Raw genomic sequence first — 20,157 nt, 5'->3', positions numbered from 1 at the left:
TTTACTCTTCCAGCTGGAGCCATCCGCCACCGCCCGGCCTACGCAACCCCGACCAGCTCCACCCGGGCGGCGGCTTACGTCTGTGTATCGGCAAATATAGAATCTTGCAAAATCAGTAATAACGAATAGGATGGTGTCGCGTCTCTAAATTTCTTACTTTGTCTCATCTTTAAATAGCTGTGACAGTCCGTGTAGCCGGGTGGGTTCAAGGATGAAGTGCGACTTGCAATAGATAACAACAGTTTATCCTGCAAGGAACGAGACATGAATCGCACCTACTCCCAGATTGATCTGGATGAACGCCGCAAGATTGCTCGCTGGCGTACGGCTGGAATCAGCGTTGACGTCATCGCCGAGAAACTGCACCGACATCGCTCGACCATTTTCCGTGAGCTGCGCCGCATTGCGTTCGAAGGTCGGCAGGTGCCTGAACTCGGAAGCGCTTATGCGGACTGGCCATCATTTCGCTGCGTAAAGCGCCCGAGACCGTTCCAGATGTTTCAGTACTGCCTGTTCGGCAGCGTCGGGATTGCCGGCTTCCAGGCAGGTGATGATTTCCTCGTGCTCGGCCAGCGTGAACTTTTCCTTGCCGGTCCAGATCAGCATTTCGGTATGGTATTCCTTCAGCCAGGCGAGCATCGCATCGCTGACGGCGACATAGATCGGGTTGCGTGAAATCCGGGCGATCCGGGTGTGGAATTCCATATCGGCGGCGATGAAGGCTTCGGCGTCGCCCAGCGACGCGCGCTGCCGGTCGAGGATTTCGCGCAAGTCCGCAATGTCGTTGGCACCGCCCTTCTGGGCCGCCTCACGCGCCATGCCGCGCTCGAAGAAGATGCGGGCGCTTTTCAGATGTTCCAGCGAATCCGAGGATTTGGCCAGCATCATCTTTGCGGTCATGTCCATCTGGCGGAAGATCGATTGCGCCGTCAGTTCCAGCACCTTGGCGCGCTCGCCGTGCGAAATGGCCACCAGCCCCATGCCGGCCAGCGCCTGCATCGCCTCGCGGATCGCCGGCCGGCCGACGCCGAAGCGCTCCATCAGTTCCCGCTCGGACGGCATTTCGTCGCCGGGCTGCAATTCGCCTGACGTGATCATCGCCTTCAGCCGCGCGAAAACTTCGTCAGACAGTTTGCGGCGGACGATCTGTTCGGTCTGCTGGCCCATAATGTCTCGCTGGTTCACATTCGCCATCGTTATGCACCGCTCCTGTGGCGAATGAAATCCACACACACGCTCATCGGCGTCACATTCCACATCGATCGTCGCGGACGCAAGCGCCCCTCTTGCTTAATTGATATACTCATTATACCAGTTGGCGAAAATGTGCCACACAATCTGGCAGGGATTTGCCATACCGGGAGGCTCTTGCGCGATCATGATCGTCGTCACCTACAGAATTGAAACATCAGGCAGCATCGAGGCGATGGCGGAAAAGATCGCCAGCGACCAGTCGACTGGCACCTTTGTACCTGTGCCCGGCGAAACACCGGAATTGAAGGCGCGGGTTGCCGCCCGGGTGCTCGCCATCCGCCCGCTTGCCGATGGCGAACGCCCGAGCTGGCCGGAAGCCACGGCAGGCCGTGGGCCGATCCGCCGCGCTGACGCCGATATCGCCTTCCCGCTCGATGCTGTCGGCACCGATCTGTCCGCCCTGATGACCATCGCGATCGGCGGCATCTTCTCGATCCGCGGCATGACCGGGCTGCGCGTCGTCGATCTCAAGTTGCCGCAGGAATACGGGTCCGCCTATCCCGGCCCGCAATTCGGCCTGCCCGGCAGCCGCAGGCTCACCGGCGTCTACGACCGGCCGATCATCGGCACCATCGTCAAGCCGGCACTGGGCCTGCGCCCGCACGAAACGGCCGAGCTGGTCGGCGAGCTGATCGGCTCCGGCGTCGATTTCATCAAGGACGACGAAAAGCTGATGAGCCCGGCCTATTCGCCGCTCAGCGAGCGCGTGGCCGCCATCATGCCGAAAGTTCTCGATCACGAGCAGAAGACCGGCAAGAAGGTGATGTATGCCTTCGGCATCTCGGCGACCGATCCCGACGAGATGATGCGCAACCATGATCTCGTTCTGCAGGCCGGGGGCAATTGCGCCGTCGTCAACATCAACTCGATCGGCATGGGGGGCATGGCGTTCCTGCGCAAGCGCTCCGGCCTGGTGCTGCACGCCCATCGCAACGGCTGGGACGTGCTTACCCGTCATCCCGGCATCGGTTTCGATTTCAAGGTCTGGCAGCAATTCTGGCGGCTTCTCGGTGTCGATCAGTTCCAGATCAACGGCATCGGTGTGAAATATTGGGAGCCGGATGACAGTTTCGTCGAAAGCTTCAAGGCGGTGACCACGCCGCTGTTCAACCCATCCGACTGCGCCCTTCCCGTCGCCGGTTCCGGCCAATGGGGCGGACAGGCGCCGGAAACCTATCGCCGCACCAACCGCACAACCGATCTGCTCTATCTTTGTGGCGGCGGCATCGTCAGCCATCCCGGCGGCCCGGCGGCCGGCGTGCGCGCGGTGCAGCAAGCCTGGCAAGCGGCCGTCGCCGATATCCCGCTGGAGACATATGCCAAGGATCATCCAGAGCTTGCCGCTTCCATCCAGAAATTCGGCAGCGCCAGCGAGTAGAAATCATGACCGCACAGACCAATCCTCTCCTGTCCTATTATGGCGATGACCTGACGGGCTCTACCGATGTCATGGAGGCGCTGGCTTCCAATGGCGTCGAGACGGTGCTGTTCATGGATGTGCCGGATGAGGCACTGCTGCAACGCTTCGGCGATTGCCGCGCCATCGGGCTTGCCGGTACCAGCCGCAGCGAAACCCCGGACTGGATGGACAAGAACCTGACGCCGGCCTTCGGCTGGCTGAAAAGCCTCAGCGCCGATATCTGTCACTACAAGGTCTGCTCGACCTTCGATTCCGGCCCGATGGTCGGCAATATCGGCAGGGCCGTCGAAATCGGCAAAGCGCTGTTTGATCAGACCTACATCCCCGTCCTCGTCGGTGCGCCGCAGTTGAAGCGTTACACCGCCTTCGGCCATCTCTTTGCCGCTTATCAAGGCGAAGTGTATCGCATCGACCGCCACCCCGTCATGAGCCGCCACCCTGTCACGCCCATGGCAGAGGCTGATCTGCGCCTGCACCTGCGCGCACAGACGGCGCTGACAGCCAGACTCGTCAATCTCTCCATGCTTGCCGCTAAGGATGCGGATGACAGGGTAGACGACGTTTGCCGGGATGCGGACGGCATGGTGCTGTTCGATGTCGATAGCCCCGAAAGCCAGTTCCATGCCGGCCGCCAGCTCTGGCGCCTGAGACGCGACGGCGGCTGGTTCGTTGCCGGCTCCTCCGGTGTCGAATACGCGCTGCTGACCGCCTGGAGGGCCGCCTGCCTGACGGAGGGAAAGAAGACCTTTCCGCTGCCCGGCAAGGCAGACCGTATCGCCGTCGTTTCCGGCAGCGTCTCCCCCACCACCGAACGGCAGATCCGCCATGCAACGGAAAACGGTTTTGCCGGAATCAATCTCGATCCGCTGGAACTGCTCGGTGAAAGCGGTAATGCCGCTCTTGAACGGGCAATTACAAGCGGTCTCGACAGCCTGAAGCGCGGCCAAAGCGTCATTCTCAACACGGCGCTCGGTCCATCCGCCGACCGCGGCGGCGATATCGACCGCATCCCCGGCAGCCGCCACCGGCTCGGCCGGCTGCTCGGTGCGATCCTGCGGCGTCTGGTGGAAGAACAACATTTGACCCGCGCCGTCATCGCCGGCGGCGATACGTCGAGCCATGCACTTCGAGAACTGCATGTGCAGGCGCTGACCACGCTGCTGCCGCTACCACAAACGCCGGGATCGCCGTTGTGCACGGCGCACGGCATCTATGCCGCGACCAACGGCCTGCAGATTGCGCTCAAGGGTGGACAGGTCGGATCAGATGGTTACTTCGCGCAGATCCGGGACGGCCTTCAAGCATAGCCATTCCGATGCTGGCCTATTGGATTGCGCGAACCGCGTTGCGGCGGTCTTTCGGTGGCACGGGTGAAAAGGATGCACGCAGGCTGGCATTGAACTGCGTCAAAAGATGCCGATCGAAATGGCCGTCGGATTTCAGCATCATCCTCAGTGTTTCCGCCGGTGTCCACGCGCGCTTGTAGGATCGTGCCGAGGTCATCGCATCATAGACATCGCAGATGGCGGCGATCCGTGCCGGCGTGCTGATCTGCTTGTCCGACAGACCGAAGGGATATCCTTTGCCGTCTATCCGCTCGTGATGGTGAAGGCAGACGTCCAGAACGATCTGCGGCATGTCGCCCTGGCGCGACAGCAACTCGTAGCCACGAACTGGATGGGTCCGGATCTCCGCCATTTCCTCGTCCGTGAGCGCGCTCTTCTTTGACAGCAGCGCGTCGGGCATCACCATCTTGCCGATATCGTGCAACAGGCCGCTGACGCCGAGAACACGCACCGTTTGCTCGTCGAACTTGAGGAAGCGTGCGAAATGCACCATCAGCGCGCTGACGGCAATCGAATGCAGGAACGTATATTCGTCCTTGGTCTTGAGGCGGGTAATGCCGATCAGCGCCGCTGGATTCGTTACCATCGACTTGGCGATCTGCTCGACAGCACGATCGGCGGGCTCGAATGTGCCCTTGCCGTTCAGCCGCGCGTTTGAAAACAGCGTGTCGAGCAGCGGCCTGGTCTGCTCGATCGTCTGCAGCGCCTCCTCGATTTCGGTCTGGGTAAAAGGCCGGGAAAGATTGGACAGCGATGCCTCGCTTTCCCGCTTGTCCGGATGAGGCCGGCCGGCGCCGACGTCCACTCCCCTGCGGGTATCGATGACGAGGCTGATGATATTGCTGGCTCTCACCTTTGCCGCAGCCGCTTCGTCCTTCAGAAGAAAACTACGCACAGGCGCTGCCTCGTCTCGCAACGGGTCTTCGATATCGGTGATGAACATGCCCACTCGGGCCTGATGGCGTTTGATACGCTTGAGCATGCTATCGCTCTTTTTCAATCATTGCGCGCTCCCTGCCCGGTTAACACCATAAAATATCATTTCCTGAGTATAACTTTCGTTCCCTCCCATGCAGCAGACGAAAAACTCAAGTGTCCATCCAGAAACACCACCCGCGCAGGAAATCTCTCGTGAGTGATCTTTGATAAAAACGATTTATCCGGCGTTAAAGACTTATCACCCGCTTCAAAATTAATCCAACCTCCGAGAAAACTACCTTCGATTGCCGGATGACACCAAGTCTTCCTGTGATTGCCAATCACAGCCGACGGAAATTTTGTGCGCAGCAATATCATGGCGAACACTCCCAATAACCGACTCGCAACATGACATACTGATTGACTCATCATACCAGTTGCCATAAACCATCGCAAAGCAAACGCGCAGGTGAGAAAATATGACTTCGATCGCACTCTTCGGTGCCGGCGGCAAAATGGGCTACCGGCTTGCCAAGAACCTCAAGGGCTCACGCTTCGATGTGCGCCATGTGGAAGTAAGCGAGGCCGGCAAGGCACGGTTGCTCAACGAACTCGGCCTGTCCTGCATTGATGTCGATGCGGCGCTTGCCGGTGTCGATGTCGTCATCCTCGCTGTGCCCGACACAGCCATCGGCAAGGTCGCGGCAGGCATTGAAAGCAAGCTGACAGCGGGTACGATGGTGGTGGCTCTGGATGCTGCCGCCCCGTTTGCCGGCCACCTGCCGGAACGCGCCGATCTCACCTACTTCGTCACCCATCCCTGCCATCCGCCGATCTTCAACGATGAAACGGACATGCAGGCGAAGAAGGACCACTTCGGCGGCCTGTTCGCCAAGCAGCATATCGTTTCCGCGCTGATGCAGGGCCCGGAAGAAGCCTATGCGCTGGGTGAAGAGATCGCCAAGGTCATCTGGGCTCCCGTCATGCGCTCGCACCGCGTCACCGTCGATCAGATGGCGATGCTGGAGCCAGGCCTGTCCGAAACCGTTGCCGCCTCGCTGCTGGTCGTCATGAAGCAGGCCATGGACGAGTGCGTCAAGCGCGGCGTGCCGGAAGAGGCTGCCCGCGACTTCCTGCTCGGCCACCTGAACGTGCTCGGCGCCGTGATTTTCGGCGAAGTTCAGGGCGTGTTCTCGGACGCGTGCAACAAGGCCATCGAATTCGGCATCCCCGCGCTGATGCGCGACGACTGGAGAAAAGTCTTCGAACCCGAGGAGATCGCCGAAAGCATCCGGCGCATCACCTGATCGACAAGGAGCCGACGCTCCGCACATCGACGGCTCCGCCGGGAACGGAGCCGTCAACTTAATCAACCGGGAGGAACCACATGACACTGACACGCAGACTGACGCTTGCCGCCTTTGCCGGCGCCCTTTCACTGAGCGTTGCCATGCCGGCATTCGCCGCCGATCTCATCGCCATCATCACCCCGTCGCACGACAACCCGTTCTTCAAGGCGGAAGCCGTCGGCGCGGAAGCTAAGGCCAAGGAACTTGGCTACGAGACCCTCGTTCTCGTGCACGATGACGACGCCAACAAGCAGAGCCAGCTGATCGACACAGCCATCGGCCGCGGCGCCAAGGCGATCATCCTTGACAATGCCGGCTCCGAAGCTTCGATCGCCGCCGTCCAGAAGGCCAAGGATGCAGGGGTCCCTTCCTTCCTGATCGATCGCGAAATCAACGCTACCGGCGTTGCCGTCTCGCAGATCGTTTCCAACAACTACCAGGGCGCCCAGCTCGGCGCCGAAGAGTTCGTCAAGCTGATGGGCGAGAAGGGCAACTATGTCGAGCTGCTCGGCCGCGAAGCCGATCTCAATGCCGGCATTCGCTCCAAGGGCTATCACGACATCATCGACGAATATCCGGAGCTGAAGATGGTCGCCCAGCAGTCGGCCAACTGGAGCCAGACAGAAGGCTATTCCAAGATGGAGACCATCCTGCAGGCCAATCCCGACATCAAGGGCGTCATTTCCGGCAACGACACGATGGCCATGGGGGCGATCGCCGCCCTTCAGGCTGCCGGCCGCAAGGACGTCATCGTCGTCGGATTCGATGGCTCCAACGACGTGCGCGATAGCATCACATCGGGCGGCATCAAGGCAACCGTACTTCAGCCGGCTTACGCTCAGGCGCAGATGGCGGTCGAGCAGGCCGACGCGTTCATCAAGACCGGCAAGGGTCCGGCTGAAGAAAAGCAGCTGATGGATTGCGTGCTCATCAACGCCGACAACGCCCCAAAGCTCGAAACCTTCGCGCTCAAGGACTAATCCTCCCCAAGGATGCGCACAGGGCGGACGAAATCTGCCCTGTGCGTTTTATGCCATCTGACGGAGTGACATTCATGCCGCATTTCCGGCTCGCCGCCGCCATCCAGCTTTCCCTTGCGCTGACCACACTTTTGGCGCTCGGCGGCTGCAAGATCATCAAGACACCGACGGCGGAAGAGGCTGCGCAAGCAGCAAGCGGCGGCTTCAATCCCGCACGTCAAGTTGCGGAAATCTGGGACAGCGAGGTCATCCCTTTCCTGCAAACGCGCGCCGGCCCCTTCCAGGAAGTCTCCGCCCTGTCCAAATCCGACCTCGACGCTGCGGCGGCAAAATACGGCCACAAGGAGAAGGAAGGCAGCGCGCCGTGGACTTTCGCGGCCAAGGTCTCCGGCACGATCGTCAAAGCCCAAACCGCATCGCGCGCCGCCTATCTCGACACCGATGTCGATGGCGACGGCAAAGCCGATTTGCGCATCCAGATCGGCCCTGTCATCAAGGGCACGGCTATCCGCGACAGCCTCGATTTCGTCAATTTCAACGAATTCAAGAACCAGATCCAGTGGGCCGAATTCGGCAAGGCCTTCAACACCCATGTCAACGGCCTGACGCTTGAAAAGCTGCCGCGCGAAAGCCTCGAAGGCAAACATGTCGAGGCGCTCGGCGCCTATCCGCTGCCGTCCCCCGGCCAGCCGGCGCTTTTGACGCCCGCGACCATCACGATCGGCGGCTGACATGGCAGCCGAATTCCACGACACCATCCTCAAGCTTGACGATGTGACCAAGGTCTATTCGGGCATCGTCGCCGTCAAGCATGCGAGCCTTGAGCTGAAGCGCGGCGCGGTTAACGTTCTCGTCGGCGAGAACGGCGCGGGAAAATCGACCCTGATGCGCATGATCGCCGGCGTCGAGAAACCGTCGCTCGGCCGCATCCTGCTCGAAGGCAAGGACGTCGAGTTCAACTCTCCCGCCGACGCCCAGAAACACGGCATTGGCATGGTGTTCCAGGAGCTCAACCTGTTCGGCAATCTTTCGGTCGCTGAGAACATTTTTGCCACCCGCGAAATCACCCGTGGCATTCGCGGCATCGACCACAAGGCCCAGGTGCAGAAAGCCAACCAGTTTCTCGACAAGCTCGATGCCGGAATCAGCTCCGAGACCATGGTCGAGGACCTGCCGATCGGCCAGCAGCAGCTCGTCGAAATCGCCAAGGCGATCTCGCTCGATACCCGCATCCTTATTCTCGACGAGCCAACCTCGGCGCTCTCTGCGGCCGAAGTCGATATCCTATTCAAGGTCATCGGCGAGCTGAAGGCGCAAGGGGTCGCCATCGTCTACATCTCGCACCGGCTGGAAGAGCTGATGCGGATCGGCGACTACATCACCGTCCTGCGTGATGGTCAGATCACCGGCCAGGCCATGGTCAAGGACATCGACACCAAATGGATCGTCCGCTCGATGATCGGCTCGGATGCCAAGGACTTCGCCAAGTCGCTCGACCACAAGCTGGGCGCTGAGGCCTTTCGCGCCGAAGACATCTGCCTGCCGCGCAAGACCGGCGGCTTCGCCGTCGATCACCTATCGATCTCGGTTCGCGCCGGCGAGGTGTTGGGCATCTACGGCCTGATGGGTGCCGGCCGCAGCGAGTTCTTCGAATGCGTCATCGGCCAGCATCCGCATTCGACCGGCAAGATCTTTGTCGCCGGCGAAGAGATCGTCGCCAAGGACACGTCAACCCGCATCCGCAAGGGTCTTGCCCTCATTCCGGAAGACCGCCAGCGCGAAGGCCTTGTGCAGGTCCTGTCGATCGCCGCGAACCTGACTTTGGCAAGCCTAGAAAAATTCGTGAAATTCGGCTTTCACATTTCCGGCGACCGCGAGCAGGCGGCCGTCAAGGAACAGGTCCGCAATCTCTCGATCAAGGCGCCGAACCCGGATTTCGACGTCACCTCCATGTCCGGCGGCAACCAGCAGAAGGTCGTCATCGGCAAGGCGCTGATGACCAATCCGAAAGTTCTTCTGATGGACGAGCCGAGCCGGGGCATCGATGTCGGCGCCAAGGCGGATGTCTTCCGCACCATGCGCAAGCTCGCCGGCGATGGTCTCGCCATCCTGTTCTCCACGTCCGACCTCGAAGAGGTCATGGCGCTGTCCGACCGGATCGCCGTCATGAGCAACGGCAAGATCACGACGATCCTCGACCGGGCTGACGCCACCGAAGAGCTCATCGTCAAGGCTGCGTCAGAGGGACACAAATCGGCCGGCCACACATCGACAAGGGAAATTGCGTGATGACGACTGCAACCTCGACCGAAAAAGTCCCGGCGGCCGATAGCGGCTCCATCCTTCTGACGCTGATGAAACTGCGGACCTTCATCGCGCTGTTTGCCGTCATCGCCTTCTTCTCGATCTTCGCGCCGAACTTCCTATCGACGGCCAATATTATCCTGATGTCGAAGCATGTGGCGCTCAATGCCTTCCTCGCCATGGGCATGACCTTCGTCATCATCACCGGCGGCATCGACCTTTCGGTCGGCTCGATCGTCGGTCTCTGCGGCATGGTCGCCGGCGGCCTGATCCTCAACGGCATCGATCTCCAAATCGGCTACACGATGTATTTCAACGTCATCGAGGTCTGCCTGATCACGCTCGTCGTCGGCATCCTCATCGGCGCAATCAACGGGCTTCTCATCACCAAGCTCAACGTCGCGCCCTTTATCGCCACGCTCGGCACGCTTTATGTCGCCCGTGGGTTCGCGCTGCTCTCCTCCGACGGCCAGACGTTTCCAAACCTGATCGGCAAGCCCGAACTGGCCACCACCGGCTTCGGCTTTCTCGGCTCCGGCCGCATCATCGGGCTGCCGGTATCGATCTGGATCCTGATCGTCGTGGCGCTTGCCGCCGCCTATGTCGCCAAATATGTGCCGATCGGCCGCCAGATCTTTGCGGTCGGCGGCAATGAGCGCGCCGCCCGTATGTCCGGCATTCGCGTCGACCGCGTCAAGATGTTCGTCTACATGTTCTCCGGATTCTGCGCCGCTATCGTCGGCATCGTTATCTCGTCGGAACTGATGGCGTCGCATCCGGCCACCGGCAATTCCTTTGAGCTCAACGCCATTGCCGCAGCCGTGCTCGGGGGCACCTCGATGTCCGGCGGCCGCGGCACCATCGGCGGAACCATTATCGGCGCCTTCGTCATCGGCATCTTGTCGGACGGCCTGGTGATGATGGGCGTTTCTTCGTTCTGGCAGATGGTCATCAAGGGCATCGTCATCATCGTCGCCGTAGTGGTAGACCAAGCACAAAGACGGCTGCAGCAGCAGGTGACATTGATGCAGCTGGCGAAGAAGGGCTAAAGTTTTAAAGGCCCCTCCCCAACCCCTCCCCACAAGGGGGAGGGGCTTAACCTGCCGCAGCTCACCTGCTCCACAACAGCCTCCGAGAATGTGGAGGCCAATTGGGGTCCTGGGGAGTGCGGCATGCTGGCCCCTCCCCCTTGTGGGGAGGGGTTGGGGAGGGGCTCTTTTTGAGTTGGGAAGGAAACGACATGCCAAACCTCAAGGGCGCCCTGATCGGCTGCGGCTTCTTTGCCGTCAACCAGATGCACGGCTGGAACGACGTCAAGGGGGCTCGCATCGTCGCCATCTGTGACCGCGATCCAGAGCGCCTACAGATCGTCGGCGACCAGTTCGGCATCGAACGGCGCTACACCGATGCCGCCCGGATGTTTGGCGACGGCGGCTTCGATTTCGTCGATATCGCCACGACCGTCAACAGTCACCGCGCCCTCATCGAAATGGCTGCCGCAAACAAAATCCCAGCGATCTGCCAAAAACCGTTTGCCCCGACGCTCGCCGATGCCAAGGCCATGGTCGCGGCCTGCAAGGCTGCCGGCGTTCCGCTGATGATCCATGAAAATTTCCGCTGGCAGACGCCGATCCAGGCCGTCGACAAAGCGCTCGCATCGGGCGTGATCGGCACGCCGTTCTGGGGTCGCTTCTCGTTCCGCTCCGGCTATGACGTGTTCTCCGGCCAGCCCTACCTTGCCGAAGGCAAGCGCTTCATCATCGAGGATCTCGGCATCCACACGCTGGATATCGCCCGCTACATTCTCGGCGACGTCACCTCGCTGACGGCGCGCACCAAGCGCGTCAACCCCAGGATCAACGGCGAGGATGTGGCAACCATTTTGCTCGATCACGAGAGCGGCGCCACGTCGATCGTCGATGTCAGCTATGCAACGAAACAATCCACCGAGCCTTTCCCCGAAACGCTGATCGAAATCGACGGCACCGAAGGCTCGATCCGCCTGTCGCAGGGCTATGAACTGCAGGTCACCAATGCCGAAGGCACCGTCAACACCGATGTCGCCCCGACGCTTCTTCCCTGGGCGTCGCGCCCGTGGCACAATATCCAGGAAAGCGTTTTTGCCATCCAGCAACATTGGACCGATAGCCTGACAGCGGCCAAGGAAACCTCCACGTCCGGCAGCGATAATCTGAAGACCTTCGCACTGGTCGAAGCCGCCTATGAAAGTGCGGCATTAAACACCACCATCGACATCGGACCCCTGCTGAAATGATGGCTGCAGACCTCGCCTTCCAGCTCTACGGTACAAGGCAAGCTGAGCCCGCTTCGCGGATATTGAAAGCCGGCAAACTGACGGCGCACCTGGCAGGCGGCAATCTGCGCGCTATCAGTTATGACGGCGTGGAGGTGCTGCGTGCCATCTCCTACCTGGTCCGCGACCGCGATTGGGGCACCTACGACCCCACACTGGCCAACCTCGCCGTCACTGAAACGGACACCGGCTTCACCGTTGCCTACACCGCCCGATGTAACGGCCCCGAGGGCACGGTTCTCGACATAACCGCCGCAATCGAGGGCACCGCCGATGGCGCGATGACTTTCAAGGGCACTGCCCATTCCATTACAGGCTTCGAGACCAACCGCTGCGGCTTCTGCATTCTCCACCCGATCGTCGGGGTGGCCGGCACGCCCGTCTCCGTCGAGCATGTCGATGGCAGCATCGAAGACGCCGAACTGCCCGACCTGATCGAGCCCTGGCAGCCCTTCAAGGACATGCGCGCCATCACCCACACGGCGCTCCCGGGCGTCAATGTCGAATGCCGTATGGACGGCGATGCGTTCGAGATGGAGGACCAGCGCAACTGGTCCGACGCCTCCTACAAGACCTATGTGCGCCCACTCGCCCTGCCCTGGCCTTACCGGATCCCCGCAAACGAGCCGGTCACCCAGCAGATCACCCTGACGATAACCGACAGCCGCGCCGCCTTGGACGATCGCCCAGCATCCGCTGGAAATGATGCCATCATCCGCCTTACCCCCGGCACCTTGACGGGTGCCATGCCCGCCATCGGCCTGCTGATCACACCGGAAGAAGCCAAAGCCAGCCTCGCCGCCCTTCGGCAATCCGACGCTCCAAAAGTCCAGGACCTGCTCTTCCATTTCGACCCGATCGCCGGGCACGATGCCCGCGCCTTCATCGCTTTCGCTGAAATGACGGCGGTCCACGACGGCACCACCACCCTCGAAATCGCCGTCCCCTGCAAAGGCCCGCTGGATGGGGAACTACAGGAAATCGCCACATGGATGCGTGCTGCGAATTTCGCGCCTAACGCCATCATGGTTTGCCCCTCCGTCGACCGGCAATCGACGCCGCCCGGCAGCAGCTGGCCCGACTGCCCGCCGCTTGCAGAGGTTTATGCGGCGGCCGCCAAAGCTTTTGCGGGCATTCGTCTCGGCGGCGGCATGCTGTCCTATTTCACCGAGCTCAACCGCAAGCGCGTACCGGGCGAAAATCTGGCCTTCATCAGCCATTGTACCAACCCGATCGTCCACGCCGCCGACGATATCAGCGTCATGCAGACGCTCGAAGCCCTGCCTTTCATCACCCGCTCGGTCCGCGCCGTCTACGGCGACAAGCCCTACCGTATCGGCCCCTCCACCATCCCCATGCGCCAGAACCCCTATGGCAGCCGGACGATGGACAATCCGCAGGGTAACCGCATGCCCATGGCCAACCGCGACCCGCGCCACAACGGCAAATTCGCCGCAGCGTTCGCCGCCGGCTATATCGCCTCGGTGTTGAATGCCGGTCTCGAAACACTGACGCTATCAGCCCTCACCGGCCCGTTCGGGCTTTATGCCGGAGAGCTTGAGCCGGTGGAGGAAGGCGGCATGCGCCCACTTCACGCCATCGTCAAAAGACTGGCGGAACTTGCCGGGCAAAACTGGCAGGCCGTCACCTCGTCGGCGCCCGACAAAGTGCTGGCGTTCACGGTGCAGACGACGGCCGGCGGTATCGCCTGGATCGTCAATCTGACGGCAGTGCAACAGTCCATAGACACGATGCAACTCGGCCTGAGTTCCCTGCGGACGCACCTCGCTCCATTTGAAGCAACCCATATTGCCATTCAAGCAGCGAAGGGCACGACCTGACGGAGCGTGCCGACGGCATTTAATCCCGCTTCCTGCAAAACGGGCAACCTCCGATGACTTTGATCGGCAGGTCGCCTCAGCGTACGGCCACGGTTCCTTGGCACGATCTTGATAATTCCGCCGCAGATGGTTGGCCGCAACCATACTCATGGGGCTTGGAACATGATTCAGAATGATTTGATCGCCGCAGCGGTAAAAGGCGAAATATCCGGCACCGCACCGGGACATACGACTGGAGATCGCCAGTGAACCACGGCAATTTCGGTATCCCGTGCTTTGGAGAATACTGTCTTTTGTCTTGCGGGCCCGCTGGAAACGCGGCGTTCTTTTCTGGTTTCGCTCTGCCGCCAATCCGCTCCTGACCATTCGCTGGTGGCGCTTCCTTTCAGGCTTTGCCGCATCGCGGCAGTTCCCAGCGCCGCATGACGCGTTGCTACAGAAGCCGCTGTCGAAATTTCTCGTTTATGGAATGCGCGGTTCCAAGCAGCCGATTCCGAACAAGCCTTGATCGCATCCCCGCCGTTTCTTGACAATCCGGACCCAGTTTGCCGCCGATTGAGCCTTCGGAGAGACCGGCATGCGGAAATTTGCGTTCGATTATTGGAATTCTCCCTCAAGGGGATTGCGCCTGTCCCAGCCGGCAATGCCCAACAGCATCGACCCCGACAGCATCAACGGGGTGATTGCCGCCCTGGGTGCCTGGATCGTCTGGGTAAGTTTTGTCTTTGTCGTCTTTCCCGATCTCGATCTTGTGGTCTCGCGCTGGTTTGCCGGCGGGCAGACTTTCGTTCTGGCCAGCAATCCGTTCCTGGTGGGGGTAAGGGATATCGGTCGCCTGGCACAGCCTTACATTATCGGCTCGATGATCATGCTGATCATCCTGCAGAGGCTTCTGCCGGGATCAATGCGGTACTGCCCGCCCCATAAGCCGCTGTTCGTGCTCTTGAGCTTTGCGGCAGGGCCGCTCATCTTGGTCCAGTCGCTGAAGCTACTCATCGGGCGTGTGCTGCCCAATGCGCTTGTCGAGTTCGGCGGCACTGCGGATTTTACGCCGGTATGGCAGTTTTCGCGGCGTGCAGCCGCAGTTGCTCCTTTCCTTCCGGCGAGTCTTCTGCGGTTGCAGCGTCTCTGTCGCTGCTGATCCTGGTACCGGCCAGGTTCAGGTGGGCGGCTGCAATCCCGCTTGTGCCTTGTCTCATGTTCGTGGCGTTCAACCGCGTTATCCTGGGCGCACATTTGCTTTCCGACGTGGTGCTCGGCTGGCTGTTCGCCATGGCCTGGGTCTGGCGCTGGATGGATGTGCGTTCAAAAGCCATGCTTCGCAGGTGAGAGCAATGGTGAACGCCGTTGAGAAATCCCTGAAACGGTTCGGCCAAGCGGCCGGCACGCCGGCGCCGGGCGCGTGCGTCCAAAAGGCGGAAAAGTTGAACTAATTACCGGTTGCTAATTCAACAATTCTTGCCGGAATAGCGCACTGGCTTCATATAGGTTTCATGACGAATGATTCGAAGATATTTGTTGGCCTGAAATCGACGCGCAAGAAGCCGGCTGCCAACAGCGAGCCGGCGGGTCCGAAATGCCAATGGGACAGTTGCGACAAAAGAGGCACGCACCGCGCGCCTGTCGGGCGCGATGCCGAAGGCCTGTATCTGTTCTTCTGTCTTGAGCACGTGAAGGAATACAACAAGGGATACAATTTCGCGACGGGTCTCTCTGACGCGGACATTGCCCGTTACCAAAGGGAAGCGACGACCGGCGGCCGCCCGACCTGGGGAACTGGCGTCAACCAGGCAACCGAAATTCCGATCCCGTCCACGGTCCGCTCCGGTTCGGCAAAAACATTGAATGATCGCAAAAACGCAGCGCAGCGCAATGCGCAAAAGACGAATTCCCCAGTGAGAAAACTCAAGGTCCTTGAAGCCAAGGCTTTCGAGACACTCGGTCTTCCACAGGACGCGACGCCGGAAGAAATCAGGAGCCGTTATAAGGAACGGCTCAAAATGCACCATCCCGACGCCAACCAGGGCAATCGCACCTCCGAAGACGAGCTCCGTGCCTCGATCGAGGCCCATAAAATTCTCAAGCTGAACGGATTTTGCTGACGGTTTTTTGGCACAAGCTTCGATGCGGCCTCGCATTGCCGGATGACAGGCGAAACTGTCGTGATTGACCGGTCAATTGGCCTAAAAGCCTGGTGCCGCTGGACTTGACCAGTCTTGGCCGCGGCGCTCCCGTGAGAAACGGCACGAAACACAATCAGGCGACAGCAAACCCACGCTGACACATGTGCGGACAAAGTGTCAGAACCCGGACACGTAGCCGATCAGCATCGAATCTTCATGGGTTGGCGCCGGGGCGATGTTGATTTTTCCCCGCATTGTCTGAAGGTTGAGGCCGATACTGAAGCCGGTCTTGATTATGGTGCCTTCATTGGCGTTCAATGTTCTCAGAGCGTCATCGATCTGGATATCGATCAGAAATCTCAAGCCTTTTTTCAGTTGCGACCTGTCGTTCAGCGCCAGCCTGTTGCGCAACATAACCAGGAACGGATCGTTGAACAAAAAGATTTTCCGTTCTCTTGTCAAAACCAATGTTGGGGATGGTGACGCTTGAACGATGGCATTCAAATTGGCCATCGACGCCTTTGCCTCAAGCAACTCAATGCGGCACAGCGCCCACTTGAAACTGATTGCTCTCAGCAATGATGCAAGATTGGAATCGGGAATTTGGCTGGCAGCCAATTCGACAAGATCCGCCGTGCTGATGCCCGATCCCGCGGCAATTTGGCTCAAGCCGTCCCAATAGATACGTTCCAGGCGGATGCCTCGGCGTTCGCCTGTTCTGCCGCCGACAGCCTTGAAATGTGGTTCCACCTCCTCGGCAGCGATCCTGGGCAATGCGCTGCGGGTCTCCAGTCTTGGCAGCGCTACCTCACTGACGGGCACGGCATCGTCCAGTGCCATATCAACGCTCCGTCAGCGCTTCCGAGCGCGCCTTGTTGATAGGCTTGAGCAGATAGCTCAGGATCGTCTTGCGGCCCGTCATGATCTCAACCGAAGCAACCATGCCCGGCATGATCGGATAGGATTGCCCATTTCTTTCGAGATCAGAGCGATTGGTCTTCACCTGGACGAGATAATAGGTCTCACCCTTTTCCTTCTCGACCAAACTATCCGCCGATATGTTTGTCACCTCGCCGTCCAGCCCTCCGAAGATCGAGAAATCATAAGCTGTAACCTTCACGACTGCTTTCTGCCCGCGGCGCAGGAAAGCAACATCGCGGGGCGACACGCGGGCTTCGATCAACAGGGTATCCGCGGTTGGAACGACGCCGGCGATGACGCTGCCCGGATCGACGTAAGCACCGATTGTATTGACCTCCAGCGTATTGACGATGCCGTCCACCGGCGAGCGAATGTCGGTGCCCTTCACCCTGTCCGTGGCGCCACGGATCGTCTCATCGACGACCGACAGCTCCGACAGCGTCTGCGCCTTCTCCGTCAAGGCCTGCTGCTGCAGTTCAAGCGAAACGTCGTTGACGAGAAGCCTTGCCTCTTCGATGCCGCCCTGGAGCCGCACCAGACTTTCCTCGTAGACCCTCAACTGCCCTTGCTGGTCCGTCAGATCGCGCTGGACCTTCAACACTTCCGTCTCGGCAACGAGCTTCTTCTTGGCCAGTGGGGCGATCAGATCACGCTGACGTTCGGCACTTTCAATGTTCTGTTTCAGGTGACTGATGTTCGCATAAGCCTCGCTCAGTTCGTTCTGCTTCTGCTTGGTCCGTTCCGTGAGGACGTTCACCTTGTTGCGATAGCTGGCACGGTTGGCGTCCAGCAATTTTTGCTCATTGAGGCAAACGTCCTTGGCGACGGCCATGATCTCGGGCGGGCACGTGAAATCGGCGACATAGTCGCCGGCCTCTTCCAGCGTCAGGCGTGCCACTCTTGCGCCCAGGGCGCGCGCTTTCGCCACCGATTCGCCAAGGGACGATTCGGTGGTGGTGTTTTGAAGTTGAACCAACAATTGCCCTTTGCGGACGACCTGACCGAGGGTGACGGCGATCTCCTGAACGATACCCGCTTCGGACGTCTGGACGACCTGGGTCTTGGAGACCGGAATAACCCGCCCTTCACCACGCGCCAGCTCGTCGATTTCGGCGAAGGCAGCCCAAGCCACGAAGCAGACGACGCACAGCGCGACCAAGCCGAGGATGGCGCGGGCAAATAGCGGCGGATTGTCGAAACTCGTGCTGCTCATGCCGGCACCGGGCGGCTGCGCTGCATGGATTCGATAACGGCTGCCTTGGGACCGTCAGCTACGATCCGGCCCTTGTCCACGACGATCAAGCGATCAACCAGTTCCAGCATGCTGTGACGATGGGTGGCGATCAACAACGTGGTTTGAGGCCCGAAAGCGGTGTTCAACCGGGATATCAGGTGCCGTTCGCTGGCCAAATCCATGGCGCCCGACGGCTCATCGAGGAAAACGATCTTCGGTCTGACGAGCAGCAGACGGGCGATTGTCAAAGCTTGTTTCTGGCCACTCGACAGATTGCTTCCGCGTTCCCCGACCGGCATGTCGAAACCGCGCGGATGGTTAGCCACGAATTGATCGACACCCGTCATGCGTGCCACATCGAGAAGTTCGGCATCGGTCGCGTCCGAGCGGCCCATCAGGAGATTTTCCTTGACCGTTCCGGAAAACAAGTCCGAAGATTGCCCCGCGACAGCGACGGCAGCCCTCACTTCGGCCATATGGTACTGGCGGATATCGACGCCATCGATCAGCAGACGGCCGGACGAGGGAAGAAAAAGCCCGTCTAGAAGGCGCCCGATCGTCGTCTTGCCGGACCCGATCCGGCCAATAATGCCGATTTTCTCACCTTCTGAAACCGAGAAGGACAATTGGTTGATTACGGGATAGTCGGATCCCGGATACTGGAAAGAGACGTTCTCGAATCGGAAACTGGCCAGCTTGATCTCTCGATTGACGAAGCCGGCCGTAGACGGCCGGTCGTCGGGCTGCTCCATAATCTTGTCGAGAATACGCAAGGACATCGTTGCCTGCCGGAAACGGGCAAGCGTCATGGCAATTTGTCCAAGCGGCGCACCCGCCCTGCTCGCCAGCATGACGGTGGCGATGATCGCGCCCATCGCGATTCTGCCTTCTGCGAACTCATAGGCGCCGGCGATAACGATCAGCGTACTGACGCTCTGCTGGATGAAGGTGGTCGAATTGACCGCGTTCGCGGAAATCTGCTTGATCTTCTCGCTTGTCCGGCTGGAGTTCTTCGTCAACTCCTGCCAACGCCGCAGCATGCCGGCCTCGGCGCTCAGGCTCTTCAAGGTTTCGATCGTCGAAATCGTTTCGACGAGAAGTGATTGACGGCGTGACGCCTCATTGGCGGCAGTCGCCATGCTCTTGCCGATCTGAGCCTGTGCAACCAGACCGACGATGACAGTGAGAATGAAAGCAACGGCTGGGATGACCACCAGCCAACCAGCGATCAGATAGATGACGAACAGGAAAATGAAGACAAAGGCGCTGTCGATCAGGACACCAATCGTATTCGAGGTAAAAAACTCGCGCACGAACTCATATTGCGTTACCCGGTTTGCATATTCTCCGGTTGACTGCGGCCGCGATGCCAGCGTCGAGTTCAGGACCTTGTCGAAAATCAGCTGCGACAGACGCAGGTCCGCCTTTCGCCCGGCATAGTCGATCAATGACGACCGCGCTGTTTTCAGCAAGAAGTCGAACAGATATGCCAGTGTAATCCCGATGGCGAGCACCCAAAGGGTCGGCATCGCTTTGTTCGGCAACACCCGATCATAGACATTCATGGTAAACAGCGGCGAACCAAGTGCAATGAGATTGATGAACAGCGCCGCCACGATGACGCGTACATACGTTCGCCAATAGGGAACAAGCGTCGTCGTCAGCCAATGGCGCTTTTCGATCTCGACGGCATTGCCGACCTGCGCGTCTTCCGAGGCGTTGACGTAGTACACACTAAAGGCAAAAGCAGCCAAGGGCTTGAAACTAGTCAGCTTCTCGCCTGGGAGACAGATCGCGGCCCCATTTTTGGCGACCATATCGAGAAGATAAGCACCGTTCTCGTCGCGATCGAGCAGTGCCAGAACGCGGCCCTCAGGCAAGAGGACCACGGCGGGACAGTCGAAATTGCCCGTGCGGCAATCCCGCTCGTCAATCTTGCGGACTTGCAGGCCTATACGCTCAGCGATCCGCTCGACATCATCCAGCTCGAGCGATTCCGTCAATTCATCCGGCAGCCCGGAGAAAAGCACTGTGTCGGACGCCGGCCGCCCAAAATAAGTGGCGACCGACTTGAACGCAGTTTTGAAGTTGCGCAACGGAATGGCGCCCGTACTTTCCATTGCTATGTTCAGCATCGCTGTGCACCCGGCTTG

19 protein-coding genes and 1 pseudogene are annotated in these 20,157 nt (G+C 59.8%); 13 read left to right on the top strand and 7 right to left on the bottom strand.

The window, feature by feature from the left end; genetic code table 11:
• Positions 1–264: 264 nt before the first annotated feature.
• Positions 265–447, top strand: a pseudogene (locus ACP7E6_RS26280) (helix-turn-helix domain-containing protein); the annotation flags it as partial.
• Between the two features lie 12 nt (positions 448–459).
• Here the strand turns inward: ACP7E6_RS26280 and ACP7E6_RS26275 are convergent.
• Positions 460–1,167 carry a transcriptional regulator NanR gene (locus tag ACP7E6_RS26275; protein WP_426232642.1) on the bottom strand — a complete coding sequence of 236 codons (708 nt, stop codon included), beginning with the start codon at positions 1,165–1,167 and terminating at the stop codon, positions 460–462.
• Positions 1,168–1,378: 211 nt separating this feature from the next.
• Here ACP7E6_RS26275 and oiaX point away from each other — a divergent pair, with 211 nt between their 5' ends.
• Both oiaX and ACP7E6_RS26265 read left to right on the top strand, forming a co-directional pair.
• Entirely contained in the window at positions 1,379–2,632 is a 1,254-nt protein-coding gene (oiaX, locus tag ACP7E6_RS26270) for a 3-oxo-isoapionate-4-phosphate decarboxylase OiaX (protein WP_426232631.1), read from the top strand.
• Positions 2,633–2,637: 5 nt separating this feature from the next.
• Positions 2,638–3,981, top strand: coding sequence for a four-carbon acid sugar kinase family protein (locus ACP7E6_RS26265; protein WP_426232630.1), 1,344 nt, complete (start codon positions 2,638–2,640; stop codon positions 3,979–3,981).
• Between the two features lie 16 nt (positions 3,982–3,997).
• Here the strand turns inward: ACP7E6_RS26265 and ACP7E6_RS26260 are convergent, their stop codons facing one another.
• Positions 3,998–5,002, bottom strand: a complete 1,005-nt coding sequence (locus ACP7E6_RS26260) for an HD-GYP domain-containing protein (RefSeq protein ID WP_426232629.1) — start codon at positions 5,000–5,002, stop codon at positions 3,998–4,000.
• A 56-nt stretch (positions 5,003–5,058) separates the two neighbouring features.
• On the bottom strand, positions 5,059–5,316 hold the full coding sequence (locus ACP7E6_RS26255) for a hypothetical protein (protein WP_426232628.1): 258 nt from the start codon (positions 5,314–5,316) through the stop codon (positions 5,059–5,061).
• A gap of 101 nt (positions 5,317–5,417) precedes the next feature.
• Between ACP7E6_RS26255 and ACP7E6_RS26250 the strand changes: the two genes are divergently transcribed.
• The 7 genes from ACP7E6_RS26250 (at position 5,418) to apnL (ending at position 13,726) form a co-directional block, all read left to right on the top strand.
• The gene (locus ACP7E6_RS26250; RefSeq protein WP_426232627.1) at positions 5,418–6,245 is read left to right on the top strand and encodes a phosphogluconate dehydrogenase C-terminal domain-containing protein; all 828 of its coding nucleotides are present in this window, start codon (positions 5,418–5,420) and stop codon (positions 6,243–6,245) included.
• A gap of 80 nt (positions 6,246–6,325) precedes the next feature.
• Positions 6,326–7,267, top strand: coding sequence for a D-ribose ABC transporter substrate-binding protein (locus ACP7E6_RS26245; RefSeq protein WP_426232626.1), 942 nt, complete (start codon positions 6,326–6,328; stop codon positions 7,265–7,267).
• A gap of 74 nt (positions 7,268–7,341) precedes the next feature.
• Positions 7,342–7,998 carry a DUF2291 family protein gene (locus ACP7E6_RS26240; RefSeq protein ID WP_426232625.1) on the top strand — a complete coding sequence of 219 codons (657 nt, stop codon included), beginning with the start codon at positions 7,342–7,344 and terminating at the stop codon, positions 7,996–7,998.
• Between the two features lies 1 nt (position 7,999).
• Complete coding sequence (locus ACP7E6_RS26235) at positions 8,000–9,556, top strand: sugar ABC transporter ATP-binding protein (protein WP_426232624.1); 1,557 nt, start codon at positions 8,000–8,002, stop codon at positions 9,554–9,556.
• A complete protein-coding gene (locus ACP7E6_RS26230) occupies positions 9,556–10,620 on the top strand; it encodes an ABC transporter permease (RefSeq protein ID WP_426232623.1) in 1,065 nt (354 codons plus the stop codon). Before ACP7E6_RS26235 ends, ACP7E6_RS26230 begins: the two co-directional genes overlap by 1 nt.
• Before the next feature lie 191 nt (positions 10,621–10,811).
• Positions 10,812–11,846 carry a Gfo/Idh/MocA family protein gene (locus ACP7E6_RS26225; RefSeq protein WP_426232622.1) on the top strand — a complete coding sequence of 345 codons (1,035 nt, stop codon included), beginning with the start codon at positions 10,812–10,814 and terminating at the stop codon, positions 11,844–11,846.
• Positions 11,846–13,726, top strand: coding sequence for a D-apionate lactonase (gene apnL / locus ACP7E6_RS26220; protein WP_426232640.1), 1,881 nt, complete (start codon positions 11,846–11,848; stop codon positions 13,724–13,726). Before ACP7E6_RS26225 ends, apnL begins: the two co-directional genes overlap by 1 nt.
• A gap of 167 nt (positions 13,727–13,893) precedes the next feature.
• Here apnL and ACP7E6_RS26215 read toward each other — a convergent pair whose 3' ends face one another.
• Complete coding sequence (locus ACP7E6_RS26215) at positions 13,894–14,259, bottom strand: hypothetical protein (protein ID WP_426232621.1); 366 nt, start codon at positions 14,257–14,259, stop codon at positions 13,894–13,896.
• Positions 14,260–14,303: 44 nt separating this feature from the next.
• Between ACP7E6_RS26215 and ACP7E6_RS26210 the strand changes: the two genes are divergently transcribed.
• The 3 genes from ACP7E6_RS26210 (at position 14,304) to ACP7E6_RS26200 (ending at position 15,828) form a co-directional block, all read left to right on the top strand.
• A complete protein-coding gene (locus tag ACP7E6_RS26210) occupies positions 14,304–14,867 on the top strand; it encodes a hypothetical protein (protein WP_426232620.1) in 564 nt (187 codons plus the stop codon).
• Positions 14,783–15,055: a phosphatase PAP2 family protein gene (locus tag ACP7E6_RS26205; protein ID WP_426232619.1), complete on the top strand. Its 273-nt coding sequence runs from the start codon at positions 14,783–14,785 to the stop codon at positions 15,053–15,055. Before ACP7E6_RS26210 ends, ACP7E6_RS26205 begins: the two co-directional genes overlap by 85 nt.
• A 164-nt stretch (positions 15,056–15,219) precedes the next feature.
• Positions 15,220–15,828 carry a J domain-containing protein gene (locus tag ACP7E6_RS26200; protein ID WP_426232618.1) on the top strand — a complete coding sequence of 203 codons (609 nt, stop codon included), beginning with the start codon at positions 15,220–15,222 and terminating at the stop codon, positions 15,826–15,828.
• 198 nt (positions 15,829–16,026) lie between these two features.
• Here the strand turns inward: ACP7E6_RS26200 and ACP7E6_RS26195 are convergent, their stop codons facing one another.
• The 3 genes from ACP7E6_RS26195 to ACP7E6_RS26185 are packed head-to-tail and all read right to left on the bottom strand — an operon-like array spanning position 16,027 to position 20,139.
• Complete coding sequence (locus tag ACP7E6_RS26195; protein ID WP_426232617.1) at positions 16,027–16,689, bottom strand: ribbon-helix-helix domain-containing protein; 663 nt, start codon at positions 16,687–16,689, stop codon at positions 16,027–16,029.
• A gap of 1 nt (position 16,690) precedes the next feature.
• Positions 16,691–17,983 (bottom strand): HlyD family type I secretion periplasmic adaptor subunit, encoded by a 1,293-nt coding sequence (locus tag ACP7E6_RS26190; protein ID WP_426232616.1) that lies wholly within the window; start codon positions 17,981–17,983, stop codon positions 16,691–16,693.
• The gene (locus ACP7E6_RS26185; RefSeq protein ID WP_426232615.1) at positions 17,980–20,139 is read right to left on the bottom strand and encodes a type I secretion system permease/ATPase; all 2,160 of its coding nucleotides are present in this window, start codon (positions 20,137–20,139) and stop codon (positions 17,980–17,982) included. The genes ACP7E6_RS26190 and ACP7E6_RS26185 overlap by 4 nt, the downstream gene beginning before the upstream one ends.
• Between the last annotated feature and the right edge of the window lie 18 nt (positions 20,140–20,157).

The organism is Pararhizobium sp. DWP3-4 (assembly GCF_049898205.1).
In the GTDB taxonomy this organism is placed as follows: Bacteria; Pseudomonadota; Alphaproteobacteria; order Rhizobiales; family Rhizobiaceae; genus Pararhizobium.
Note: the sequence above shows the minus strand (reverse complement) of the source record. Positions and strands in the feature narration are given on the sequence as shown.

Excerpts from the sequence above, each read along its gene's own strand:
- ACP7E6_RS26275 (WP_426232642.1), bottom strand. The coding sequence starts at position 1,167 with ATGGGCCAGCAGACCGAACAGATCGTCCGCCGCAAACTGTCTGACGAA.
- oiaX (WP_426232631.1), top strand. The coding sequence starts at position 1,379 with ATGATCGTCGTCACCTACAGAATTGAAACATCAGGCAGCATCGAGGCG.
- ACP7E6_RS26265 (WP_426232630.1), top strand. The coding sequence starts at position 2,638 with ATGACCGCACAGACCAATCCTCTCCTGTCCTATTATGGCGATGACCTG.
- ACP7E6_RS26260 (WP_426232629.1), bottom strand. The coding sequence starts at position 5,002 with ATGCTCAAGCGTATCAAACGCCATCAGGCCCGAGTGGGCATGTTCATC.
- ACP7E6_RS26255 (WP_426232628.1), bottom strand. The coding sequence starts at position 5,316 with ATGATATTGCTGCGCACAAAATTTCCGTCGGCTGTGATTGGCAATCAC.
- ACP7E6_RS26250 (WP_426232627.1), top strand. The coding sequence starts at position 5,418 with ATGACTTCGATCGCACTCTTCGGTGCCGGCGGCAAAATGGGCTACCGG.
- ACP7E6_RS26245 (WP_426232626.1), top strand. The coding sequence starts at position 6,326 with ATGACACTGACACGCAGACTGACGCTTGCCGCCTTTGCCGGCGCCCTT.
- ACP7E6_RS26240 (WP_426232625.1), top strand. The coding sequence starts at position 7,342 with ATGCCGCATTTCCGGCTCGCCGCCGCCATCCAGCTTTCCCTTGCGCTG.
- ACP7E6_RS26235 (WP_426232624.1), top strand. The coding sequence starts at position 8,000 with ATGGCAGCCGAATTCCACGACACCATCCTCAAGCTTGACGATGTGACC.
- ACP7E6_RS26230 (WP_426232623.1), top strand. The coding sequence starts at position 9,556 with ATGACGACTGCAACCTCGACCGAAAAAGTCCCGGCGGCCGATAGCGGC.
- ACP7E6_RS26225 (WP_426232622.1), top strand. The coding sequence starts at position 10,812 with ATGCCAAACCTCAAGGGCGCCCTGATCGGCTGCGGCTTCTTTGCCGTC.
- apnL (WP_426232640.1), top strand. The coding sequence starts at position 11,846 with ATGGCTGCAGACCTCGCCTTCCAGCTCTACGGTACAAGGCAAGCTGAG.
- ACP7E6_RS26210 (WP_426232620.1), top strand. The coding sequence starts at position 14,304 with ATGCGGAAATTTGCGTTCGATTATTGGAATTCTCCCTCAAGGGGATTG.
- ACP7E6_RS26205 (WP_426232619.1), top strand. The coding sequence starts at position 14,783 with ATGGCAGTTTTCGCGGCGTGCAGCCGCAGTTGCTCCTTTCCTTCCGGC.
- ACP7E6_RS26200 (WP_426232618.1), top strand. The coding sequence starts at position 15,220 with ATGACGAATGATTCGAAGATATTTGTTGGCCTGAAATCGACGCGCAAG.
- ACP7E6_RS26195 (WP_426232617.1), bottom strand. The coding sequence starts at position 16,689 with ATGGCACTGGACGATGCCGTGCCCGTCAGTGAGGTAGCGCTGCCAAGA.
- ACP7E6_RS26190 (WP_426232616.1), bottom strand. The coding sequence starts at position 17,983 with ATGAGCAGCACGAGTTTCGACAATCCGCCGCTATTTGCCCGCGCCATC.
- ACP7E6_RS26185 (WP_426232615.1), bottom strand. The coding sequence starts at position 20,139 with ATGCTGAACATAGCAATGGAAAGTACGGGCGCCATTCCGTTGCGCAAC.